Source organism: Rhodococcus sp. 14-1411-2a, assembly GCF_002259485.1.
Classification (GTDB): Bacteria; Actinomycetota; Actinomycetes; order Mycobacteriales; family Mycobacteriaceae; genus Rhodococcoides.
The window spans coordinates 151,068-170,306 of the sequence record NZ_NPGA01000015.1 but is presented as its reverse complement, the minus strand read 5'-3'; the positions used below and the strand labels follow the sequence as shown (position 1 = coordinate 170,306).

Sequence of the window (19,239 nt, the reverse complement as noted above, 5' to 3'; positions counted from 1 at the left end):
TTCTTCCTCAACTGCTCGTGGTGGAGACGATGACGGGCACCATGACCGCGGCCATCACTGCGGCATTGACGTCCGAGACGGCCTTGCGCACAGCCGCGCCGGCCCACTCCCCCTCGGCGATCTCCTTCGCGCGCCGCTTCAGCAGCTTCTTGTCCGCATCCTCGATCACCTTGTGTGTCAGATCCACCGCCGAGATCAACGAGATCAACGCAGCCGTGTGCGGCGACGGCGTCGTCCCGTCCACCAGTGCGCTGCGTAGCGCGTCTCGCAGCACCTTCTCACGCGAGGTGTCCTGGGCAGGCCACGTCGTCGTCGGGAACAGCCCCAACACCTTGTCCTTCTTCTCCGTGACGCAACCCTGTGCGACGAGTCGCGCAGCCAGTTCCTTCGCCAGATTCTTCTGCGACTTCTCGATCACCTTCTGCGGCTTCATCGGCCGCGACGCCGACGCGACCAGATCGAACACTCGACGCAAAAACTCATCTTCCGGCCTCGAGCCTGCGACGACCACGTGATCCTTCTCGATCTGCTCGTCCAGACCGGTGATGCGCAGCGACCCGATCATGGCGAGCTCGACGACCAGCGCACCTGCCAGTACCCGTGGCAACTTCGTGCTGTCGGCCAGCGGCTTGCCCGAGTCGTCGTCGAGCAACAGCAACAGCAGGTCCTCCGCGATCAAGGTCATGACGCGAGGCTACTCAGAATGTACGGGTAGTTGTATGCCAGCAGTTGTTCGAGAATCGCTATGTCCACATCGACGAGCTTGTTCACGTACAGGCAACCCGCTCCTCGCTTGTGCTTTCCCAGCCGTTCGAGCAAGCTCTCCGACTCCGGGGCGTACGTGGCGCCGTACACCGACAGATTCGCCTTGCGCGGTGAGAACCCGACGACGAAGTACTCTCCCCGGCGGCCACTGCCCGTCGTGTATCGATAGCTTCCGAAACCCACCATCGTCGGACCCCACATCACCGCCGGTTGCCCGGTGACGCGGCCCATGATCTCGGCGAGCGCGAACCCGTCCGCACGGCGAACCGGGTGCTCCACAGCCGCCAGGAAATCCTCGGCCGATACGTCGGTGGGTCGCGTCAGGTTCTCGTTCAATTGATCAGGGCCTGCCAGTTCGACGGCACCCGCTCGCGCGGACCGGGAACCGTCTGATCGAGTGGACGATGCTGCGGCGGAGCCAGTTCCGGCCCGTCGTACATCTGCTCGTCCTCGTAGTTGTAGAACCATTCCTCGCCGGGCTCGTAGCTGCGCACGAACTGGTGCCGGGTGGACTCTGCATGTTTGCTGGCATGCTGCGACGGCGAGGAATCGCAACATCCGATGTGCCCGCACTGCGCGCACCGCCGCAGATGTACCCACCACCCCTGCGTCTGCGTGCACTCCACACAACCCGGTCCCGACGGCGGAATCTTCGGGTCGATGCCTTCGATGGTCATGGTTCCTCCTCGATTGCAGGGTCGACGGGCAACCGCACGACGAATCGTGTGTCACCGGGTTCGGACACCAACCGCAGCTCACCCTGATGCTTGTTCACCACGATGCGCCACGAGATGTCCAGGCCGAGCCCCGTGCCCTCGCCGACCGGCTTGGTGGTGAAGAAAGGCTCGAAAATGCGCGACCGAATCTCCTGCGGCACACCGGGTCCGGTGTCGCAGATCTCGATCTGGACCTGATCCTCGTCCAACGACGTCCGCACCGTCAGCACCCCCTTCTCCTCGGGGGTAGCCGCCATCGCCTGCACGGCATTGTCGATCAGATTGGTCCACACCTGGTTGAGTTCGGCGGCGTAGGCCGGGATCGGCGGCACCGCGGGGTCGTAGTCCTTGACCACCGTGATGTCGTCACCGATCTTGCGGCCCAACATGATCAGGGTGCTGTCCAGTAGTTCGCGCACATCCACCGTTCGATACGGCGCACGATCCATCTGCGAATACTGCTTCGCGGCACCGACGAGCGTGGAGATGCGCGTGGTCGAATCCGAGATCTCGTTCATCAACAACTCGGTTTCGACGGTGTAGTTGAGCCACCGAATTGCGCCCTCGAGCAACGCTGGATCGTCGACCGTCGCGGAAACCCGATCGAGCCACGGCACGTCGAGACCGGCCGAGACGAATGTCGGAGCCAGATCCCAACCGTCACCGATGCCCTTGTCCTCGAACCACTCTCCCAGTTCGTCCTCACGGTCCGACGCCTCCATCGCGGTCAGCTTCGGAGCCTTGGCGACCAGCTCCACGGCCTCGTTCTGCAGTCCGACCAGATGCGCCAAGCTGCCGCGATCGAGAGTGCCACCGGCGATCATCGCCAACTTCTGCCGCATGTGCGCCACCCGATTTCGCAACGCCGACGTCGCCCGCACCGCAGCCGCCGCGGGATTGTTCAGCTCGTGCGTCAACCCGGCCGACAGAGAACCCAACGCCAACAAGCGTTCTCGCTGTTCCACTATCTGCTTGGTGTTCTGATTGCCGAAGAACAATCCCTCGAGCAGATGTAACGCCATCGGGAACCACTCCCGCACGATGGACGCGAAGCACTCGGCGTCGAGCACGAAGAACCGGGAGCGCTCGGTCACCCGCATCGAACCCTGGTACGTCTGCGGCACCCGATCGCCCAGGTACGCCTGCCACGCACCCGCATACACCCCGCGTTGCGAGGTGCGATTGACCACCAGGTCCTCGCCACCGGAAAGCTTCGAGAGCACGACGGCCCCCTCCATCAGAACGTAGAAGCACGTCGCCGGATCACCTTCCGCGTACACCGGCCCCGGCTCGATCGTTTCGATGCGCCCGTCTCGGCACAGCTCCACCAGCTGCGCGTCGGTGAGCTGCTCGAACAGGAACAGCGTCCGTAACTCCTCCGGATCACATGCGGGTGTGTTCTGCGTCGGCTCGGTCATGGGTTCGCCAGATATCTGTGCACCAACATCACGGCCATCGCTCCCTCTCCCACTGCCGACGCGACTCGTTTGGCCGAGTCGGATCGCACGTCACCGGCAGCGAACACACCCGGCACACTCGTTTCGAGGTGGTGTGGGAGACGGGCGGGCGTCCACCCGGCAGGACCGCGTCCGTCGACGACGAGATCCGGCCCGGTGACCACGAATCCATGCTCGTCCCGCACGAGAACCCCGTCGAGCCACTCGGTGCGCGGCGCCGCACCGATGAACAGGAACAGGTACTGCGCGTCGACCGTCGTCGTCTCCTCGGTCGCTCGGTTGTGCAGCGTGATCGACTCGAGGTGACCGTCTCCCGCTACGCCGACGACCTCGGTGCACGGCCGCACGCTGATCTTCGGGTTCTCCTCGATCTGCTTGATCAGGTAGTACGACATCGACGCTTCGAGCGAGGTGGCCCGGATCAGAATGGTGACCGACTTGGCCCCGCGCGAGAGATACACCGCCGCCTGACCGGCCGAGTTCGCCCCACCCACGATGTAGACGTCCTGCTCGGCGCAGCGCGCGGCCTCCGTCATCGCCGATCCGTAGAACACGCCGCGTCCGGTGAAGTCGTCGATTCCGGGTGCGTCCAAACGCCTGTAAGCGACACCGGTGGACAGGATGATCGTCTGCGCGCTGATGCTGCGGCCGTCGGCGAATCGCACTGTGCGCGCAGCACCGTTTGCTTCGAGGCCGACGACGTCCTGGGTGGTGACCACCTCGGCACCGAACTTCAGTGCCTGACGACGAGCCCGCTCGGCGAGCTGAGCTCCCGAGACCCCGTCGGGGAAACCCAGGTAGTTCTCGATCCGTGAACTCTGTCCGGCCTGACCGCCCGTCGCGGTCCGCTCGATCAGGGTGGTCCGCAGGCCTTCGGACGCGCCGTACAGCGCGGCTCCGAGTCCGGCCGGACCGCCACCGATGACGACCAGATCGTAGAACTCCTCCGACGGCGAGACAGTCAGACCGAGCCGATCACCGAGTTCGGCATCGGACGGTTCGATCAGCGCGGCGCCCTCGGTGGTGATGACCACCGGCAGCCGTCCGTCGTCCACACCTGCCGCAGCCAAGAGCCGCGCCCCCTCGGCCTCGTCGGACATGTACCAGCGATACGGCAGCTGGTTGCGAGCGAGGAACTCGCGGATGTCCGACGAACGCGCCGACCAGCGGTGGCCGACGATCTTGGTGTCCTCGACGGCTCGGTGGTCGTACGCACACCAGGCCTCGAGCTGGGCGTCGAGCACGGGGTAGAGCTTTTCCTCGGGCGGATCCCACGGCTTGAGCAGGTAGTAGTCGAGATCGACGACGTTGATCGCGTCGATCGCGGCGTCGGTGTCCGCGTATGCGGTGAGAAGAATGCGACGGGCCGCCGGAAAGATGTCCATGGCCTGCTCGAGAAATTCCATGCCGCTCATCTGCGGCATGCGGTAGTCGGCCAACAGAATGGCGACGGGGGTACCGCGCAGCGCGAGTTCTTTCAACGCGTCGAGAGCGCCTGCACCGGACTCCGCCCGCACGATGCGGTACTGCTCCCCGTAGCGCCGACGTAGGTCGCGGGCGACCGACCTCGACACTCCTGGGTCGTCGTCGACGCTGAGAATGACCGGTTTCATGACCCTCCAGAACTGGTGCTCATCAACGACATGAGCATGCCACCGCGTCACCCCGAATGGGAGGCAAGCGGGCCTGGAAAGAGCGGGGTCAGATTCGGCCGCGTCGAATCAGGTCGAGTTCCTGCGGGGTGAGGAGCCGTTCGAGCTTCTCGGCGGGCCACGTACGCGGGCTCCCGCTCATCCTGGCGGTTTTCAACAGGGGTAGATCACTGCTGGTACGACGCATTATCGACTGTAATTTCACGGTGGATCACTCCGAACAATTTCTTCGTTGGTCCCGACACTCCGCTTGCTACATCGATCAGTGTCCGCCCGGTGTTAACGCCTCGGTGGGATCTCGTGCGGCGTTTCGCAGTTCGAGACAGTTTCCTGCGCCTACGGTCGGGGTAAACGGCTGCCCAAATCAACTGATCGGGGATCGTTCGTGAACACGTCGGGAAATTCTGTGGCCAGTTCCGTGCAGAACAACGGAGCATTCGAGAAAGCAGCGCGCGCCGGTCACTTCGTCAGCGGAGTGCTGCACATTCTGATCGGATACATCGCCGTCCGGTTGGCGTTCGGCCAGGCCGGCAACGCAGACCAGTCCGGCGCACTCGCCGAACTGGCCGAGAAGCCCGGCGGAAAGATCGCGCTCTGGGTGGCGGTGGTGGCTTTCGTGGCGCTGGCGCTGTGGCGCATCGTCGAAGCGATCGTCGGCAAGAAATCCGACGCCGACGCCGGTAGTGCCATGGATCGTCTCAAAGCAGGCGCGCTGGCCGTCGTCTACATCGCGTTCGCCTTCTCGACCTACGGCTTCGCCACCGGCTCGGGCAAGTCCAGCGGACAACAGAACGCGGGCTGGTCGGCCCGACTGATGGAATCCGGCGGCGGCAAGCTCGTGCTCATCGCCGTCGCGCTGGTCGTCATCGGAGTGGGCGGATACCACGTCTACAAGGGCGTCTCGAAGAACTTCCTCGACGATCTCGAAGGACACCAGAGCGGGGCCGTCGTCAAACTCGGCATCGCCGGATACGCAGCCAAAGGCGCTGCCCTCGTCGGAGCCGGACTCCTCGTCGTGGTGGCAGTTCTGCAGTCCGATCCGTCCAAGGCCACCGGCATCGACGGTGCTCTCAAGACTCTCGGCTCGCAGCCGTACGGTCAGGTCCTGTTGATCCTCGCCGGCGTGGGCATCGCGCTCTACGGGCTCTACGCCTTCGTATTGGCTCGCTTCGCTCGCATGTGAGCGAAACTTCGTAGCCTGCTACGAGTTTCCGTTCACCTGTGGAAGGTTGCTCGATCACCGTGGATCGAACAACTCGTCGACGCTGACCTCGAACAGCCGGGCCAGGCGGAACGCGAGAGAGAGCCGCGGGTCGAAGTGGCCCTTCTCGATCGAGATGATCGTCTGCCTGCTGACGCCGACCGCGTCGGCGCACTGCTGTTGTGACAAACCGGCAGCAGTGCGCAGCCGGTGCACGTGATTCGAAGTCACCGCTGCGTACGCGAGACGACCAGGTACCGCACGGCCACGTCGGCCATGGCCAACACCAGAAACGCGACTACCGGAACCAACTCCGTGTCGAGTATCGCCGAGGCAGCCGACGCGAGGCCGAGTGCGATCATCAGGTCGAAGAAGGCACCGGACGACGCGTGCTGCAACCACTGGAACTCGACGGAATCCTCCGGATTCTCCGGCATCTTCGGTGATCGTTGCGGAACCAATGTCCACATCGCGCCGACGAGGGCAGGGGCCACCGCCGCGGCGAACACCAGACCTACCTGCCACCCGCCTTCTTCTCGCACCGATGCGGCGACGATCCCGACACCGGCGGCGAGGGCAGTTCCGAGAACTGTTGCGGACACTCGTGACAGTCCGACCCTCATGACAACCTCCCGTGCGTGTACGAGTTCTTTGACATATCTCACCCCCATTCGATTCCGATGTCAAACTTCTCTTACATTCCCCGTCGCCCCGTTTCGCTATGAGCTCGGACACACATATGCTGTGACCGATTTGTCGTAACGTTCAGTCACACATACCTGGAGGCCCACGTTGAGCAAGACTCTCGAAGCCACGATCGACATCGCCGCGAGCCCCGAGACCGTCTGGTCGATCGTGTCCGATCTGCAGCGCATGGGCGAGTGGAGCCCGCAGTGCAAGAAGATGAAGGTCTTCGGCGGACCGGTCGGCAAGGGCACCAAGACGCTCAACGTCAACCGCAAGGGGATGCTCGTCTGGCCGACCACCGCCAAGGTCGTCACCTTCGAACCCAACCGCGAACTCGCGTTCCGCGTCGTGGAGAACAAGACGATCTGGTCCTACACGCTCACTCCCACCGCGACCGGAACAACCGTCGTCGAGAAGCGGGAGGCACCGACGGGCACCACGGCAGTGTCGTCACTGCTGGTCAAGCGCATCCTCGGGGGCATCGACGAGTTCGACGTCGAACTCGTCGAGGGCATGAACAAGACCCTGCGTCGAATCAAGGCCGAGAGCGAGAAGTCCAGCCAGAAATAACTTTTCTCAGGAATGTTTCAGGTTTGTTTCCCGCGGGCATCCGTCGTTTCGACAAGCAACAAACACGAACGGAAAGTGGGGGCACCCTATGTTGGGACTCGGATTTGTAGGCTGGATCATCATCGGCGGACTCGCCGGCTGGATCGGTAGCAAGATCATGAAGACGGATGCTCAGATGGGCATCATCCTGAACATCGTCGTCGGCATCGTCGGCGGCCTCCTGGGCGGCTTCCTGCTCAGCACGTTCCTCGACGTCGAGGGCGGCGGAATCATCTTCAGCTTCATCACCTGCCTGCTCGGCGCGTGCATCCTGCTGTTCCTGGTCAAGCTCGTGACGGGCCGCAGCCGCGTCTGATCTCACTCGCACCTCTCGACTGCCGGGGCCCTCACGTACGCTGTGATGGCTCCGGCAGTCGCGTGTTCGACACACGATTCGCTCGCAGCACCACGACCTGCCGACACATGTCCGACAAAAGTTAGAGGAGACCGTGGCACGCCGTCCCGCCCCGATTGGTCAACCGCCCCGCACCGGAGCGGCTCACATCGTCGACTTGGTCCGTGAAACGATTCCACCGCTACACCCCGCAGGGCTGCCGTTCGTCGGCGGTCCGCTGGCCGTCGCCGTTCTCGGTCGACGCTCCAAGTGGGTCCGCAACGCCGGCCTCGTTGCCGCCGGAGCCTGCGCCACCTTCTTCCGCCACCCGTCGCGAGTGCCGCCGAATCGCCCCGGCGTCGTCGTCGCTCCCGCCGACGGCCTGGTCACACTCGTCGACACTGCCGTTCCTCCGGCCGAGCTCGCTCTCGGCTCCGAGCCGGTCCCGCGCGTCAGCGTCTTCCTCTCCGTCCTCGACGTCCACGTACAGCGTGTTCCCGTCGCCGGAAAAGTCGTGGAAGTGGTGCACCGTCGCGGTCAGTTCAAATCCGCCGACCTCGCCGAGGCCAGCGAGGTCAACGAGCGCAACAGCATGCACATCAGAACCGCTTCCGGTCAGGATGTCGCCGTCGTGCAGATCGCCGGCCTCATTGCGCGACGCATCATCAACAACGCCAAGGTCGGCGACACCTTGTCGATCGGCGACACTTACGGACTGATCCGATTCGGATCCCGCGTGGACACCTACTTCCCGGCGGGCACCACCCTGCTGGTCGAACGCGGCCAGCGGGCCGTCGGTGCCGAAACAGTGCTCGCCGAGCTCTCGCAGTAGAAACCGACATGATCACCAGACGCGCCAAGCCACCTGCTGCCATTCGTCTGCTCCCGTCCGTCGTCACGATTCTCGCGCTGTGCTCCGGCCTGTCCGCGGTCAAGTTCGCCCTCGACGGCCAGCTCGGTACCGCGCTCGCCATGATCGGTGCCGCTGCGATCCTCGATGCGTTGGACGGTCGCATCGCCCGATTGCTCGACGCCACCAGCAAGATCGGTGCCGAACTGGATTCGCTGTCCGACGCCATCTCGTTCGGTGTCGCCCCGGCGCTGGTGCTGTACGTGACACTGCTCGAGGGCAGCAGCGGCGGCTGGATCGTGGCGCTGGTCTACGCGGTGAGCATCGTGCTCCGCCTCGCGCGCTTCAACACTCTGCTCGACGAGGACGACACTCCCGCTTACGCGCGCGAGTACTTCACCGGTGTTCCCGCACCGGCCGGAGCGCTCATCGCCATGGCACCGATCGCGGGTTTCGAGCAGTTCGGCGACGGCTGGTGGGCCTCGTTCTACGTCGTCGCCGGATGGGCGATCCTCACCGCCGGTCTCATCGTCAGCCGCATCCCCACGCTCGCGCTCAAGACGGTCTCGGTGCCGCCGCGGCTGGCCGCGATCCTGCTGGTGCTCGTCGCACTGCTCGCAGCCGCGCTCATCACGTTCCCGCTGATCCTGCTAATGGGCCTGGTGTTGGCCTACCTGGTGCACATCCCGTTCGCAGTGCGCTCGCAGCGGTGGACCGCCGCGCGCCCGTACACCTGGGACGCCAAGCCGGCCGAGCGTCGCGCCGAGCGTCGGGCCATCCGCCGAGCTCCGGGAAATGCGCGCCGGTCGCAGGCTCGTCTGGGACTGCGTCGGCCTCGCAGCTGATCCGCGCGGAGCCGACCCGTTAGTGTGGCTGTGGTGACCGAATCTCGCTCGACGACGCCTGAGCTCGTTCTCACTGCCCGCCTCAACACCTCGGCGGCCGATGCCCGACGCGGCGTCGTGCGCCTGCATCCGGAAGTCCTTGCGGCGCTGGGCCTGCGGGAATGGGATGCGGTGTCGCTCATCGGTTCTCGTCGCACAGCCGCCGTCGTCGCCGCGGCTCCCGAGGGATCACCTCAGGGCACCGCGTTGCTGGACGACGTGACGCTCTCCAACACCGGCCTTCGCGAAAATGCTTCTGTCGCAGTCGGACCCGTCACCGTCTACGGGGCCAAGGCCGTGACCGTGACCGGCTCCGCGCTCGCCACCGGTTCCATCTCCGACGCCACCCTGCGACAAGCGTTGCTCGGCAAGGTACTGACGGTGGGTGACACGGTCTCACTCCTCCCCCGTGATCTCGGCCCCGGAACCTCGACGACATCTGCGACGCAGGCGCTGTCGAGGACATTCGGGGTTGCGTGGACCACCGAACTGTTGACGGTCTCGGCCGTCGACCCGTCGAATGAGCCGGTCAGTGTGCAACCCAATTCGGCGGTCGGGTGGGGCTCCGGCACCGTCGCTGCCTCGGCATCCGCACCTGTGTCAGCGCCACAGAAAGCCACGGCGGCCAGAGTGAGCGCAGCCGATCTGGTGGGAGTGAGCGCGCAGGCGGCCAAGCTGACCGAGTGGCTGCGGCTGGCGTTGGACGAGTCGGAGTTGCTGGCAACGCTCGGCGCATCGCCGCATCTGGGGGTGTTGATCACCGGACCGGGTGGGGTCGGCAAGGCGACGTTGGCGCGCGCGGTCGTCGGTGAACGCGCATGCGTCGTGCTGGACGGACCGTCGATCGGCGCGCTCGAGGCGTCGGCCCGGGTCGATCGCGTCACCGCGGCAGTGGACGAACTCGCCGGTTCCGGGGTTCTGCTCATCACCGACGTCGACGCGTTGTTGCCCTCCGAGCCCGAACCGGCGTCCACGTTCGTCCTCGATGTACTGCGCCGGGCCGTCGACACTCCGGGTCTCGCCCTGATCGCTACGACGGCCCATCCGGAGGCGACCGATCCCAGACTGCGCGGTCAGGACCTGTGCGATCGTGAACTCACCCTGACCCTGCCCGACGCGGCAGGCCGCAAGGGATTGCTGGAGCATCTCCTCCGAAAGGTTCCGCAGGGCGACGTCGACCTGGGCGAGATCGCCTCAAGGACACCGGGTTTCGTGGTCGCCGATCTGGCCGCCCTGACGCGGGAGGCGGCGCTGCGGGCAGCGGCGCGCGCATCGAACGATTCGGCCGCGGCCTCGTTGACGCAGGACGATCTGGTGGGCGCTCTTCAGGTCATTCGCCCGCTGTCGCGTTCGGGAAGCGAAGAACTGGCGATCGGTAGTCTCACGCTCGACGACGTCGGCGACATGGTGGAGACCAAGCAGGCACTCACCGAGGCGGTACTGTGGCCGCTGCGTCACCCGGATTCGTTCGCGCGATTGGGAATCGAGCCGCCGCGGGGAGTTCTTCTGTACGGTCCGCCCGGCTGCGGCAAGACGTTCCTCGTGCGCGCACTGGCCAGCTCCGGGCAGCTCAGCGTGCACTCGGTCAAGGGCGCAGAGCTGATGGACAAATGGGTCGGCTCCTCGGAAAAGGCTGTCCGAGAACTCTTTCAACGCGCCCGAGATTCCGCTCCCTCGCTGATCTTCCTGGACGAGGTGGATGCCCTCGTGCCCCGACGCGGCCAGAGCTCGGATTCCGGCGTCGGCGATCGAGTCGTCGCGGCGCTGCTGACCGAACTCGACGGCGTCGAACCGTTGCGTGACGTCGTCGTACTCGGGGCAACCAACCGACCCGATCTGATCGATCCCGCACTGCTGCGGCCGGGCCGACTCGAGCGTCTGGTGTTCGTGCCGCCGCCGGATTCCGATGCGCGAGTGGACATTCTGAAGGCGTCGGGCAAATCCATCCCGCTCGCCGAGGACGTCGATCTCGAGTCTCTCGCCCGCGATCTCGACGGCTACTCCGCGGCAGACTGCGCGGCGTTGCTGCGCGAGGCCGCACTGACGGCGATGCGTCGGTCGATGGATGCAGCCGACGTCACCGCCGCCGACGTCGCCGCCGCTCGGGCGACGGTCAGACCGTCACTCGATCCCGAGCAGGTGGCGCATCTGCGGGCCTACGGGTCGTGAGCGGAAACTCGTAGCAGGCTACGAGTTTCCACTCACCTGGGTCGTTCCGCAGGCTCCACTCCCGCTCACCTGCGGCGAAGCCGCTCTCACTTCCAGCGGCCGAGGATTTCCTCTGCCCGCTTGGCCAGTTCCATCTGGAAGATCGGGCCGAAGCTGATGCGACCCACGCCCAGGGAGGCGAAGTGCGACAGGTCGCCCTCGGCCGGGTTCGCGATGGCGTTGATCGGCAGCGGGAGTTCCTCGGCGAGACGCTTGTAGTCCGCGTCGTTGTGGAAGCCGACGGGGTAGAGCGAGTCGGCACCGGCTGCGGCGCACAGCTTCAACCGGGCGATGGCTCGGTCGACGCGGTCACTCTCGTCGCCGATTGCCTTGACGAACAGGTCGGTGCGGGCGTTGATGACCACGTGGACGTCGGTGGCGTCGGATGCTGCGCGCAGTGCTCCGACGAAGTCTGCGTGTTCCTGCGCTTCGCGGAGGCGTCCGCCTTCGCTGTGCACGGTGTCCTCGATGTTGAGGCCGACGGCTCCGGCAGAGATCAGTCCGTCGATGAGTCGCTTGGGGTCCTCGCCGTAGCCGGATTCGATGTCGACCGACAGCGGAACGTCGACGGCTGCGGAGATCTGCGAGATGCGGGTGAGCAGTTCGTCGAAGGTGATGCCCTCGTTGTCGGGCTTGCCGATGGAGTCCGAGACGGGGTGGCTTCCGACGGTCAGCGCGGCGAACCCGGCGGAGACGGCGAGGTTGGCAGACCAGGCGTCCCACACCGTCGGCAATACGACCGGGTTGCCCGGCTTGTGCAGCTCGAGCAGGGTGGTGGCTTTCTGGGACAGGTTCGTCATGAGACTCCTTCGCGGTGACCGACAGAGAACGTACGTTCTCTCTACGACCAACATACGCGCTTCAGTCGATCAAATCGAGCGCTTTCATCCGGTCGAACACCATCAGCGATCCCGGAGCGACGTCCGGCATGGCGGCGTACTCGTCTCGGGTGAAGTACCTGATCTCTGCGATCTCGCTGGTCGGCGTCGGCTCGGTCGCCAGATCGGCGAGGAAACACGTGATCTCGAGCGGGGTTCCTGCCGGGTGCCCCCAGGCCTCACATTCGAACACCCCGAGGAGCCGGGCGTCCGTCACCGCTGCATCGAGCTCTTCCCTGATCTCGCGATGCAGTGCTTGCTCGGGTGTCTCGCCCGGGTCGATCTTTCCGCCCGCCATGTAGAACGCGGACTTTCCGGCCGATCGTGTCTGAATCATTCGACGATCGCGGACGTACGCCAGCCCGGCGGTCCGAATGAGCCTCGAATCGGTCACCGACGCGCTCCCCTCACTCACGGACCCGCACCGTTCTGTACCGCCTGGCACGCCGCCTACCTCGCAAAGTAAAGTGGACAACGACAACTCGCGGCTGCCGCTCGGCAACCGGTTCATTATTTCTCAAAGCTTCACATCGAACTTCACACGGACTTCGCACACCCTACTCATCGCCGCCCTACGACCACCGCTCGGTTTCACCGCCGATGCGACCGAGACGACGGAGTGATTTTTGCTCGCCATTCTTCTTGCGCATGCCGCCGCCGCGCTGCTCGCGCCACTGTTCGTCCGCTGGTGGGGTCGCAATGCCTTTTTCCCACTCGCGCTCGTACCCCTGCTCAGCCTGATCTGGGTGTTCGGCAACTGGGGAACCGAACAGAAACTGAACATCGAATGGGTCCCCGGCCTGTCGATGAACATCGACATGCGGTTCGACTCTCTCGCGGCCATCATGTCGCTGCTGGTTCTCGGCATCGGCGCACTGATTCTGCTCTACTGCGCGCGTTACTTCGAGGACGACGAGCCCCGGCTCGGGCTGTTCGCCGCCGAAATGGTCGCGTTCTCCGGTGCGATGTTCGGCCTCATCACCAGCGACAACATGCTGGTGCTCTACATCTTCTGGGAAATCACGACGGTCCTGTCGTTCCTGCTCGTCGGCCACTACGCCGAGCGTGCGTCGAGCAGACGAGCGGCCACCCAGGCACTGCTCGTCACCACCGCGGGTGGCCTGGCGATGCTGGTCGGCATCATCATCCTCGGCCAGGTGTCCGGCACCTACAACCTCTCCGAGCTGGTCGCGAACGCGCCGGGCGGCTGGTTGCCCGGTGTCGCGATCGTGCTGGTCCTCATCGGCGCACTGAGCAAGTCGGCCATCGTGCCACTGCACTTCTGGCTCCCCGGAGCCATGGCCGCCCCGACACCGGTCAGCGGCTACCTTCACGCCGCTGCCATGGTCAAAGCGGGCATCTACCTGGTGGCGCGCCTGGCCCCGGGGTTCGCCGATTCCGGCCCGTGGCGCGCCACGGTGATCAGCCTCGGACTGCTGTCGATGATCCTGGCCGGGTGGCGCGCTCTGCGCGCATTCGACCTCAAGCTGATCCTCGCGTTCGGCACCGTCAGCCAGCTCGGCTTCCTCATGGTGTTGGTCGGCATCGGCTCGGAGAAGGCGATGCTCGCCGGCCTGACGATGGTGATCGCCCACGCGATGTTCAAAGCGACGCTGTTCATGGTCGTCGGCATCATCGATCACACCACCGGCACCCGCGACATCCGCAAACTTGCTCACCTGGGCAAGAAGGCTCCCTGGCTCGCCGCGATAGCCGCGCTGGCCGCGGCCAGCATGGCCGGACTTCCGCCGATGCTCGGGTTCGTCGGCAAGGAGACGGCGTTGTCGGCCGTGATCAGCACGCCGACGCTCGATCCCACGGTCGCGGCCGTCGTCGTCGCAGGCCTGGTGATCGGCTCGATACTCACGGTCACCTACAGCATTCGGTTCGTCTGGGGCGCGTTCGCGCGCAAGCAGCTCAAGCGAGCGAGTCCGTCGGTCAAGGCGATGCACGCGCCGGCCGCACTGTTCCTCGCCGCACCCGCCTTCCTGGCGGTGCTCGGTCTGGTCGCCGGGTTCGCATCCTCGGTCGTCGACCACATCGTCAGTCCCTACGCTCGCACCCTCCCGTCGTACGGCCAGGAGCCCTACCACCTGGCCCTCTGGCACGGTTTCAATCTTCCGCTCGCGCTGACCGTCGTCGTCGTCACCGGTGGTGTCGGGTTGTTCATCGCGCATCGGGTGGTCAACCGGCTCAAGTTCGAGCATCCTCCGCTCGGCAACGCAGACCGCATCTACGACAACGTGCTCAAGTCCATGGACACCCTGTCGATCCGCCTCACCGGCACCACGCAGCGCGGTTCGCTCCCTCTCACTCAGGGCACGATCCTGCTGACGCTGGTGCTGCTGCCGATGATCGTGCTGATCCTCGGCGCAGAACCGGACTTGGACTACACCCTGTGGAACAACCCGTTGCAGCTGATCATCGGGGCCATCATGATCGCGGGTGGCCTCGGAGCCACGGTGATGCGCAACCGCTTGGCCAGCGTCATTCTCGTCGGTCTCACCGGCTACGGCTGCGGAGTCATCTTCGCCATCCACGGTGCCCCGGACCTGGCGCTGACCCAGTTCCTCGTCGAGACCTTGACCCTCGTGATGTTCGTGCTCGTCCTGCGCAAGCTCCCGGCCGAGGTCGACGACCGGGGTTCGGCCGGATCGCGTGGACCTCGCGCGGTGCTCGCCGTCGCCGTCGGGGCGACCGTGAGCATCCTGGGTGCGTTCGCGATGAACGCCCGAAACACAGACCCGGTGTCGCTGCTCCTGCCGGACGCCGCATACAACCTGGGCGACGGCCAGAACGTCATCAACGTGATCCTCGTCGACATCCGCGCCTGGGACACTCTCGGCGAGATCTGCGTCCTGCTCGTCGCGGCTACTGGTGTGGCGAGCCTGGTCTTCCGCAACCGCCGGTTCGGTAGCGCTCCGCGGGTGTCCGACGCCCCCTCGTCGTCCTCCGATGCGAACTACGCGGCGGAGACGACGTGGCTGCTCGGCGGCGATCTGATCGATCCGCGTCATCGCTCGTTGATTCTCGAGGTCACGACGCGATTGATCTTCCCGACGATCATGGTGCTCTCTATCTACTTCTTCTTCTCCGGTCACAACGCTCCCGGAGGCGGTTTCGCCGGTGGCCTCACCGCCGGCCTGGCGCTGGTGCTGAGGTACTTGGCCGGTGGCCGCTACGAGCTCGGTGAGACAGTTCCGATCGACGCCGGAAAGATCCTCGGACTCGGCTTGATCTTCGCGGCCGGAACCGCGGTGGCGTCGATGTTCCTCGGAGCCCCGGCGTTGTCCTCGGCGACGTTGGAGGTGACGTTGCCGATCCTCGGCGACATCAAGTTGGTCACCGCATTGTTCTTCGACCTCGGTGTGTATCTCATCGTGGTCGGGTTGGTACTCGACGTGCTCCGTAGTCTCGGCGCGCGTCTCGACGCACAGGTGGAAATGCAGAGCCAAGGCCGAGTGAGCGCCCCATGACCGCTGATCTCGGAATGCTCGTCATTGTCGGTGTCCTCATCGCGGCGGGTGTGTATCTGCTGCTCGAGCGCAGTATCACCAAGATGCTGCTGGGCCTGCTACTCGTCGGCAACGGCGTCAACCTGCTCATGCTCACGATCGCCGGCCCTGCGGGAGCCCCGCCCATCGTGGGTCGGGACAACGCGGTGAACCAGGAGATGGCGGACCCGCTGGCCCAGGCGGTGATCCTGACGGCAATCGTCATCACGATGGGAATCGCGGCGTTCGTGCTGGCTCTGGCCTACCGGTCGTTCACCCTCAACACCAAGGACGACGTCGAGAACGACCCCGAGGACACCAAGGTCTCCCGGCGCCGCTCGATGGCCGAGGCCCCCGACCGCGACCGCTCGGACGACCCGGTGACGGGCGAGCCGAGCTTCGGCGGCGACGCATTCGACTCGAAGGGCAACCCCATTCCGCTCGAGGAGATCAGAAACCTCGAGGATCTCGAGTGCTACGAGGATCTGCACGACGGTGATTTCGACAACGACGACGACAACCCGCAGCTGCGCGGGCTGGACGGACTCGACACCGCCGAGAAGGACGACAGCCGCCCAGATGAGAAGGGAGACCACGCATGACGATCTCCCCCGCAGTGATCGACGTTCTGACTCCGCTGCCGGTACTGATTCCGATGCTCGCCGCCGCGTCGACCCTGGTGCTGGGGCGACGGCCTCGCGCTCAGCGATTCATCACCATCGTCGCGCTCACCGCGGTGGTCGCGATCTCGTCGGTGATGCTCTATCTCGCCGATCGCGACGGCACCAGCGCACTGCAGGTCGGCGGTTGGGATTCCCCGCTCGGCATCTCCCTCGTGGTGGACCGTCTGTCGGCGATGATGCTCGTCGTCTCGTCCATCGTGTTGCTGGCCGTCATGGTCTACTCGATCGGCCAGGGCATCCGCGACGGTAGCGAGAATCAGCCCGTCTCGATCTTCCTGCCGACCTACCTCGCGTTGACCGCAGGTGTCTGCAACGCGTTCCTTGCAGGCGACCTGTTCAACCTGTTCGTCGGCTTCGAGGTGCTGCTCGCGGCGTCTTTCGTGTTGCTGACACTCGGCGCGAGTGCCGACCGCGTGCGTGCGGGCGTGTCGTACGTGATGGTGTCGATGGTGTCCTCGCTGATCTTCCTGATCGGCATCGCGCTGGTCTACGCAGCCACCGGGACGCTGAACCTGGCCCACATCGCGGTGCGTATGGACGACATCACCCCCGGAACCAGAACCGCGATCTTCGCGGTTCTACTGGTCGCGTTCGGCATCAAGGCCGCGGTGTTCCCGCTCTCGACGTGGCTGCCCGACTCGTATCCCACCGCCCCGGCACCGGTCACCGCCGTGTTCGCCGGCCTGCTGACGAAAGTCGGTGTGTACGCGATCATCCGCGCGCACACCCTGCTGTTCCCCGACGGCTCACTCGACAACGTACTGATGGTCTGCGGCCTGCTGACGATGCTCGTCGGCATCCTCGGCTCCATCGCACAGAGCGACATCAAGCGACTGTTGTCGTTCACCCTCGTCAGCCATATCGGCTACATGATCTTCGGCGTCGCTCTGTCGACACAATCGGGATTGTCCGGCTCGATCTATTACGTCGCCCACCACATTCTGGTGCAGACGACGCTGTTCCTCGTCGTCGGTCTCATCGAGCGTCAGGCCGGTTCGTCGTCGCTTCGACGCCTCGGCGGTCTGGCTGCGGCCAGCCCGGTGCTGGCGATCGTGTTCCTGGTGCCGGCCCTCAATCTCGGTGGCATTCCGCCGTTCTCGGGTTTCATCGGAAAGGTCGCACTGCTGCAGGCCGGTAGCGAGCAGGGCAGCGTGTTGGCCTGGTTGCTCGTCGCGGGTGGAACCGTCACCAGCCTGTTGACGCTGTACGTCGTCGCCCGAGTCTGGACCAAGGCGTTCTGGCGCGCTCGCGCCGACGCTCCCGAGGGCGACCTGGCGGACAACAGCCCGTCCGCTCTTCTCGACGACTCGTCCGACATCCAGTTCGGTGACCGCGAGGACGTGGGCCGGATGCCCGCCTTCATGTTGCTTCCGACCATCGGGCTCGTGGCCGTCGGCTTGGCCATGACGGTGTTCGCCGGCCCCATCATCGACATCAGCGATCGCGCTGCGGCAGATCTTCGCGATCGGTCGGTGTACATCGATGCGGTGCGCGGTGCGGAATGGGTCGGCGATCAGGCCTACGAGCAGTCGCGCACGAACGAGGAGGGCACCCGATGAAGATGAACCGCTCCGTTCTGCTGCGCCTGTGGACGCTCGCGTGGCTGACGGCAATCTGGGTTCTGTTGTGGGGCAACGTCTCTGCGGCGAACGTCCTGGGCGGCATCGCGGTGGGACTGCTCATCATGGTGCTGCTGCCGTTGCCTCGCGTTCCGGTCGAGGGCCGCATCCACGTCTTGTCACTCGTCAAGCTGGCCGTCGTATTTCTCTACTACGCAGGGGAATCCAGCGTCAATGTGGCCTGGTTGGCGATCCGCCCGAAAGCACCGCCGGTCACCGGAGTGCTGCGCTGCCGCATCGCTATCAAATCCGACCTGGTGCTCACCCTGTTCGTCGACGCGATGAACCTCGTGCCCGGCACCATGGTGCTCGAGATAGACCGAACCCGACGCCTGCTCTACGTGCACGTGCTGGACATGGGCACGCAGAAGGCCGTCGACGGCTTCTACGCCTACGTACGAAACCTGGAGAAACTCTTCATCGCGGCGTTCGAGCGAGACTCCGACTGGAAGCCGAGCCCGCTGCATTTCCAGGAGTACGAGCAGTACCACGGAGTGCTCGGCGACGATCCGGCATCGACGGACCGCGACGCCCCGAGGGACGACAAGAAGACCGACGACAAGAGGAAGGGGGACTGGTCGTGACCGTCGTCCTGGCGATAGCCGGAGCCCTTCTGATCGGTGCCGCGATTCTCACCGCCTACCGACTGCTCGACGGACCGAGCACGCTCGACCGTCTCGTCGCGATGGACACGATCCTGGCCGTCTCGATGTGCGGTCTCGGTGTGTGGGCCGTCTACAGCCGCGACACCACCCTCGTACCGGCCATCGTCGCGCTGTCCTTGGTCAGCTTCGTCGGGTCGGTCAGCATCGCGCGATTCAGAGTGAGGGACGAATGAGTGACACAGTGAGGGACGAATGAGCACCGTAGCCCAGGTCATTGCCTCCGCCTTCATCCTGTTCGGAGCACTGCTCGCCTTCACCGCGGCCGTCGGCATCGTGCGCTTCCCCGATACCCTCTCGCGGATGCACGCGGCCACCAAGCCGCAGGTGGTCGGTCTGATCATGGTGCTGATCGGGGCCATCATCAGCCTTCGCGGCAACGTCGACATCTGGATGCTCGTGCTGGTGGGCATCTTCACGCTGGTCACCGCTCCGGTGATCGCGCATACCGTGGGCCGCGTCGCCTATCGAGAACAGCGGGGCCGCGACGGACTGCTGATCGTCAACGAGATGGAACCGAACGACCCCGACGAGTAGCGC

Annotated in this window: 21 protein-coding genes; 12 read left to right on the top strand and 9 right to left on the bottom strand. The window is 65.1% G+C overall.

The window, feature by feature from the left end:
- Positions 1-7 precede the first annotated feature (7 nt).
- Genes CH291_RS14415 through CH291_RS14395 form a run of 5 tightly spaced genes read right to left on the bottom strand, consistent with a single transcriptional unit; the run spans position 8 to position 4,551 of the window.
- A complete protein-coding gene (locus CH291_RS14415; protein WP_094687871.1) occupies positions 8-685 on the bottom strand; it encodes a GOLPH3/VPS74 family protein in 678 nt (225 codons plus the stop codon).
- Positions 682-1,101: a DUF1801 domain-containing protein gene (locus CH291_RS14410; RefSeq protein WP_094641006.1), complete on the bottom strand. Its 420-nt coding sequence runs from the start codon at positions 1,099-1,101 to the stop codon at positions 682-684. Before CH291_RS14410 ends, CH291_RS14415 begins: the two co-directional genes overlap by 4 nt.
- The gene (locus CH291_RS14405; protein WP_094641005.1) at positions 1,098-1,442 is read right to left on the bottom strand and encodes a UBP-type zinc finger domain-containing protein; all 345 of its coding nucleotides are present in this window, start codon (positions 1,440-1,442) and stop codon (positions 1,098-1,100) included. Before CH291_RS14405 ends, CH291_RS14410 begins: the two co-directional genes overlap by 4 nt.
- On the bottom strand, positions 1,439-2,899 hold the full coding sequence (locus CH291_RS27340) for an ATP-binding protein (protein WP_094687870.1): 1,461 nt from the start codon (positions 2,897-2,899) through the stop codon (positions 1,439-1,441). The genes CH291_RS14405 and CH291_RS27340 overlap by 4 nt, the downstream gene beginning before the upstream one ends.
- The gene (locus tag CH291_RS14395; protein WP_094687869.1) at positions 2,896-4,551 is read right to left on the bottom strand and encodes an FAD-dependent oxidoreductase; all 1,656 of its coding nucleotides are present in this window, start codon (positions 4,549-4,551) and stop codon (positions 2,896-2,898) included. The genes CH291_RS27340 and CH291_RS14395 overlap by 4 nt, the downstream gene beginning before the upstream one ends.
- Before the next feature lie 424 nt (positions 4,552-4,975).
- Here CH291_RS14395 and CH291_RS14390 point away from each other — a divergent pair, with 424 nt between their 5' ends.
- A complete protein-coding gene (locus tag CH291_RS14390; RefSeq protein WP_068048138.1) occupies positions 4,976-5,773 on the top strand; it encodes a DUF1206 domain-containing protein in 798 nt (265 codons plus the stop codon).
- A gap of 54 nt (positions 5,774-5,827) precedes the next feature.
- Here the strand turns inward: CH291_RS14390 and CH291_RS14385 are convergent, their stop codons facing one another.
- Both CH291_RS14385 and CH291_RS14380 read right to left on the bottom strand, forming a co-directional pair.
- Positions 5,828-6,022, bottom strand: coding sequence for a helix-turn-helix transcriptional regulator (locus CH291_RS14385; RefSeq protein WP_068048135.1), 195 nt, complete (start codon positions 6,020-6,022; stop codon positions 5,828-5,830).
- Positions 6,019-6,414, bottom strand: coding sequence for a hypothetical protein (locus CH291_RS14380; protein ID WP_141215320.1), 396 nt, complete (start codon positions 6,412-6,414; stop codon positions 6,019-6,021). The genes CH291_RS14385 and CH291_RS14380 overlap by 4 nt, the downstream gene beginning before the upstream one ends.
- Positions 6,415-6,583: 169 nt before the next feature.
- Here CH291_RS14380 and CH291_RS14375 point away from each other — a divergent pair, with 169 nt between their 5' ends.
- The 5 genes from CH291_RS14375 to CH291_RS14355 all read left to right on the top strand — a co-directional run bounded on the left by CH291_RS14375 (position 6,584) and on the right by CH291_RS14355 (position 11,324).
- The gene (locus CH291_RS14375; RefSeq protein ID WP_068048129.1) at positions 6,584-7,048 is read left to right on the top strand and encodes an SRPBCC family protein; all 465 of its coding nucleotides are present in this window, start codon (positions 6,584-6,586) and stop codon (positions 7,046-7,048) included.
- An 88-nt stretch (positions 7,049-7,136) separates the two neighbouring features.
- Positions 7,137-7,403 (top strand): GlsB/YeaQ/YmgE family stress response membrane protein, encoded by a 267-nt coding sequence (locus CH291_RS14370; RefSeq protein WP_068048126.1) that lies wholly within the window; start codon positions 7,137-7,139, stop codon positions 7,401-7,403.
- 133 nt (positions 7,404-7,536) lie between these two features.
- A complete protein-coding gene (locus CH291_RS14365; RefSeq protein WP_094687868.1) occupies positions 7,537-8,253 on the top strand; it encodes a phosphatidylserine decarboxylase in 717 nt (238 codons plus the stop codon).
- Between the two features lie 8 nt (positions 8,254-8,261).
- A complete protein-coding gene (gene pssA / locus CH291_RS14360) occupies positions 8,262-9,116 on the top strand; it encodes a CDP-diacylglycerol--serine O-phosphatidyltransferase (RefSeq protein ID WP_068048120.1) in 855 nt (284 codons plus the stop codon).
- 33 nt (positions 9,117-9,149) lie between these two features.
- Entirely contained in the window at positions 9,150-11,324 is a 2,175-nt protein-coding gene (locus CH291_RS14355; RefSeq protein WP_094688069.1) for an AAA family ATPase, read from the top strand.
- Between the two features lie 86 nt (positions 11,325-11,410).
- On the opposite strand, the gene CH291_RS14350 is transcribed toward CH291_RS14355, so the two are convergent.
- Both CH291_RS14350 and CH291_RS14345 read right to left on the bottom strand, forming a co-directional pair.
- Positions 11,411-12,163, bottom strand: a complete 753-nt coding sequence (locus tag CH291_RS14350) for an isocitrate lyase/PEP mutase family protein (RefSeq protein WP_068048114.1) — start codon at positions 12,161-12,163, stop codon at positions 11,411-11,413.
- A gap of 61 nt (positions 12,164-12,224) precedes the next feature.
- A complete protein-coding gene (locus CH291_RS14345) occupies positions 12,225-12,635 on the bottom strand; it encodes an NUDIX hydrolase (protein WP_373455140.1) in 411 nt (136 codons plus the stop codon).
- A 232-nt stretch (positions 12,636-12,867) separates the two neighbouring features.
- Between CH291_RS14345 and CH291_RS14340 the strand changes: the two genes are divergently transcribed.
- The 6 genes from CH291_RS14340 to mnhG are packed head-to-tail and all read left to right on the top strand — an operon-like array spanning position 12,868 to position 19,236.
- Positions 12,868-15,717, top strand: a complete 2,850-nt coding sequence (locus CH291_RS14340; RefSeq protein WP_094687867.1) for a Na+/H+ antiporter subunit A — start codon at positions 12,868-12,870, stop codon at positions 15,715-15,717.
- Positions 15,714-16,337, top strand: coding sequence for a Na(+)/H(+) antiporter subunit C (locus tag CH291_RS14335; RefSeq protein ID WP_068048108.1), 624 nt, complete (start codon positions 15,714-15,716; stop codon positions 16,335-16,337). Before CH291_RS14340 ends, CH291_RS14335 begins: the two co-directional genes overlap by 4 nt.
- The gene (locus tag CH291_RS14330) at positions 16,334-17,977 is read left to right on the top strand and encodes a Na+/H+ antiporter subunit D (protein WP_094640997.1); all 1,644 of its coding nucleotides are present in this window, start codon (positions 16,334-16,336) and stop codon (positions 17,975-17,977) included. Before CH291_RS14335 ends, CH291_RS14330 begins: the two co-directional genes overlap by 4 nt.
- Positions 17,978-17,979: 2 nt before the next feature.
- Positions 17,980-18,621, top strand: coding sequence for a Na+/H+ antiporter subunit E (locus tag CH291_RS14325; RefSeq protein ID WP_373455139.1), 642 nt, complete (start codon positions 17,980-17,982; stop codon positions 18,619-18,621).
- A complete protein-coding gene (locus CH291_RS14320) occupies positions 18,618-18,875 on the top strand; it encodes a monovalent cation/H+ antiporter complex subunit F (protein WP_032393772.1) in 258 nt (85 codons plus the stop codon). The genes CH291_RS14325 and CH291_RS14320 overlap by 4 nt, the downstream gene beginning before the upstream one ends.
- A gap of 19 nt (positions 18,876-18,894) precedes the next feature.
- Positions 18,895-19,236, top strand: coding sequence for a monovalent cation/H(+) antiporter subunit G (gene mnhG, locus CH291_RS14315; protein ID WP_068048100.1), 342 nt, complete (start codon positions 18,895-18,897; stop codon positions 19,234-19,236).
- Positions 19,237-19,239 lie beyond the last annotated feature (3 nt).

Coding starts and splice junctions, on each gene's coding strand:
- CH291_RS14415 (WP_094687871.1), bottom strand. CDS start 685: ATGACCTTGATCGCGGAGGACCTGCTGTTGCTGTTGCTCGACGACGAC.
- CH291_RS14405 (WP_094641005.1), bottom strand. CDS start 1,442: ATGACCATCGAAGGCATCGACCCGAAGATTCCGCCGTCGGGACCGGGT.
- CH291_RS27340 (WP_094687870.1), bottom strand. CDS start 2,899: ATGACCGAGCCGACGCAGAACACACCCGCATGTGATCCGGAGGAGTTA.
- CH291_RS14395 (WP_094687869.1), bottom strand. CDS start 4,551: ATGAAACCGGTCATTCTCAGCGTCGACGACGACCCAGGAGTGTCGAGG.
- CH291_RS14380 (WP_141215320.1), bottom strand. CDS start 6,414: ATGAGGGTCGGACTGTCACGAGTGTCCGCAACAGTTCTCGGAACTGCC.
- CH291_RS14370 (WP_068048126.1), top strand. CDS start 7,137: ATGTTGGGACTCGGATTTGTAGGCTGGATCATCATCGGCGGACTCGCC.
- pssA (WP_068048120.1), top strand. CDS start 8,262: ATGATCACCAGACGCGCCAAGCCACCTGCTGCCATTCGTCTGCTCCCG.
- CH291_RS14350 (WP_068048114.1), bottom strand. CDS start 12,163: ATGACGAACCTGTCCCAGAAAGCCACCACCCTGCTCGAGCTGCACAAG.
- CH291_RS14335 (WP_068048108.1), top strand. CDS start 15,714: ATGACCGCTGATCTCGGAATGCTCGTCATTGTCGGTGTCCTCATCGCG.
- CH291_RS14330 (WP_094640997.1), top strand. CDS start 16,334: ATGACGATCTCCCCCGCAGTGATCGACGTTCTGACTCCGCTGCCGGTA.
- CH291_RS14325 (WP_373455139.1), top strand. CDS start 17,980: ATGAACCGCTCCGTTCTGCTGCGCCTGTGGACGCTCGCGTGGCTGACG.
- mnhG (WP_068048100.1), top strand. CDS start 18,895: ATGAGCACCGTAGCCCAGGTCATTGCCTCCGCCTTCATCCTGTTCGGA.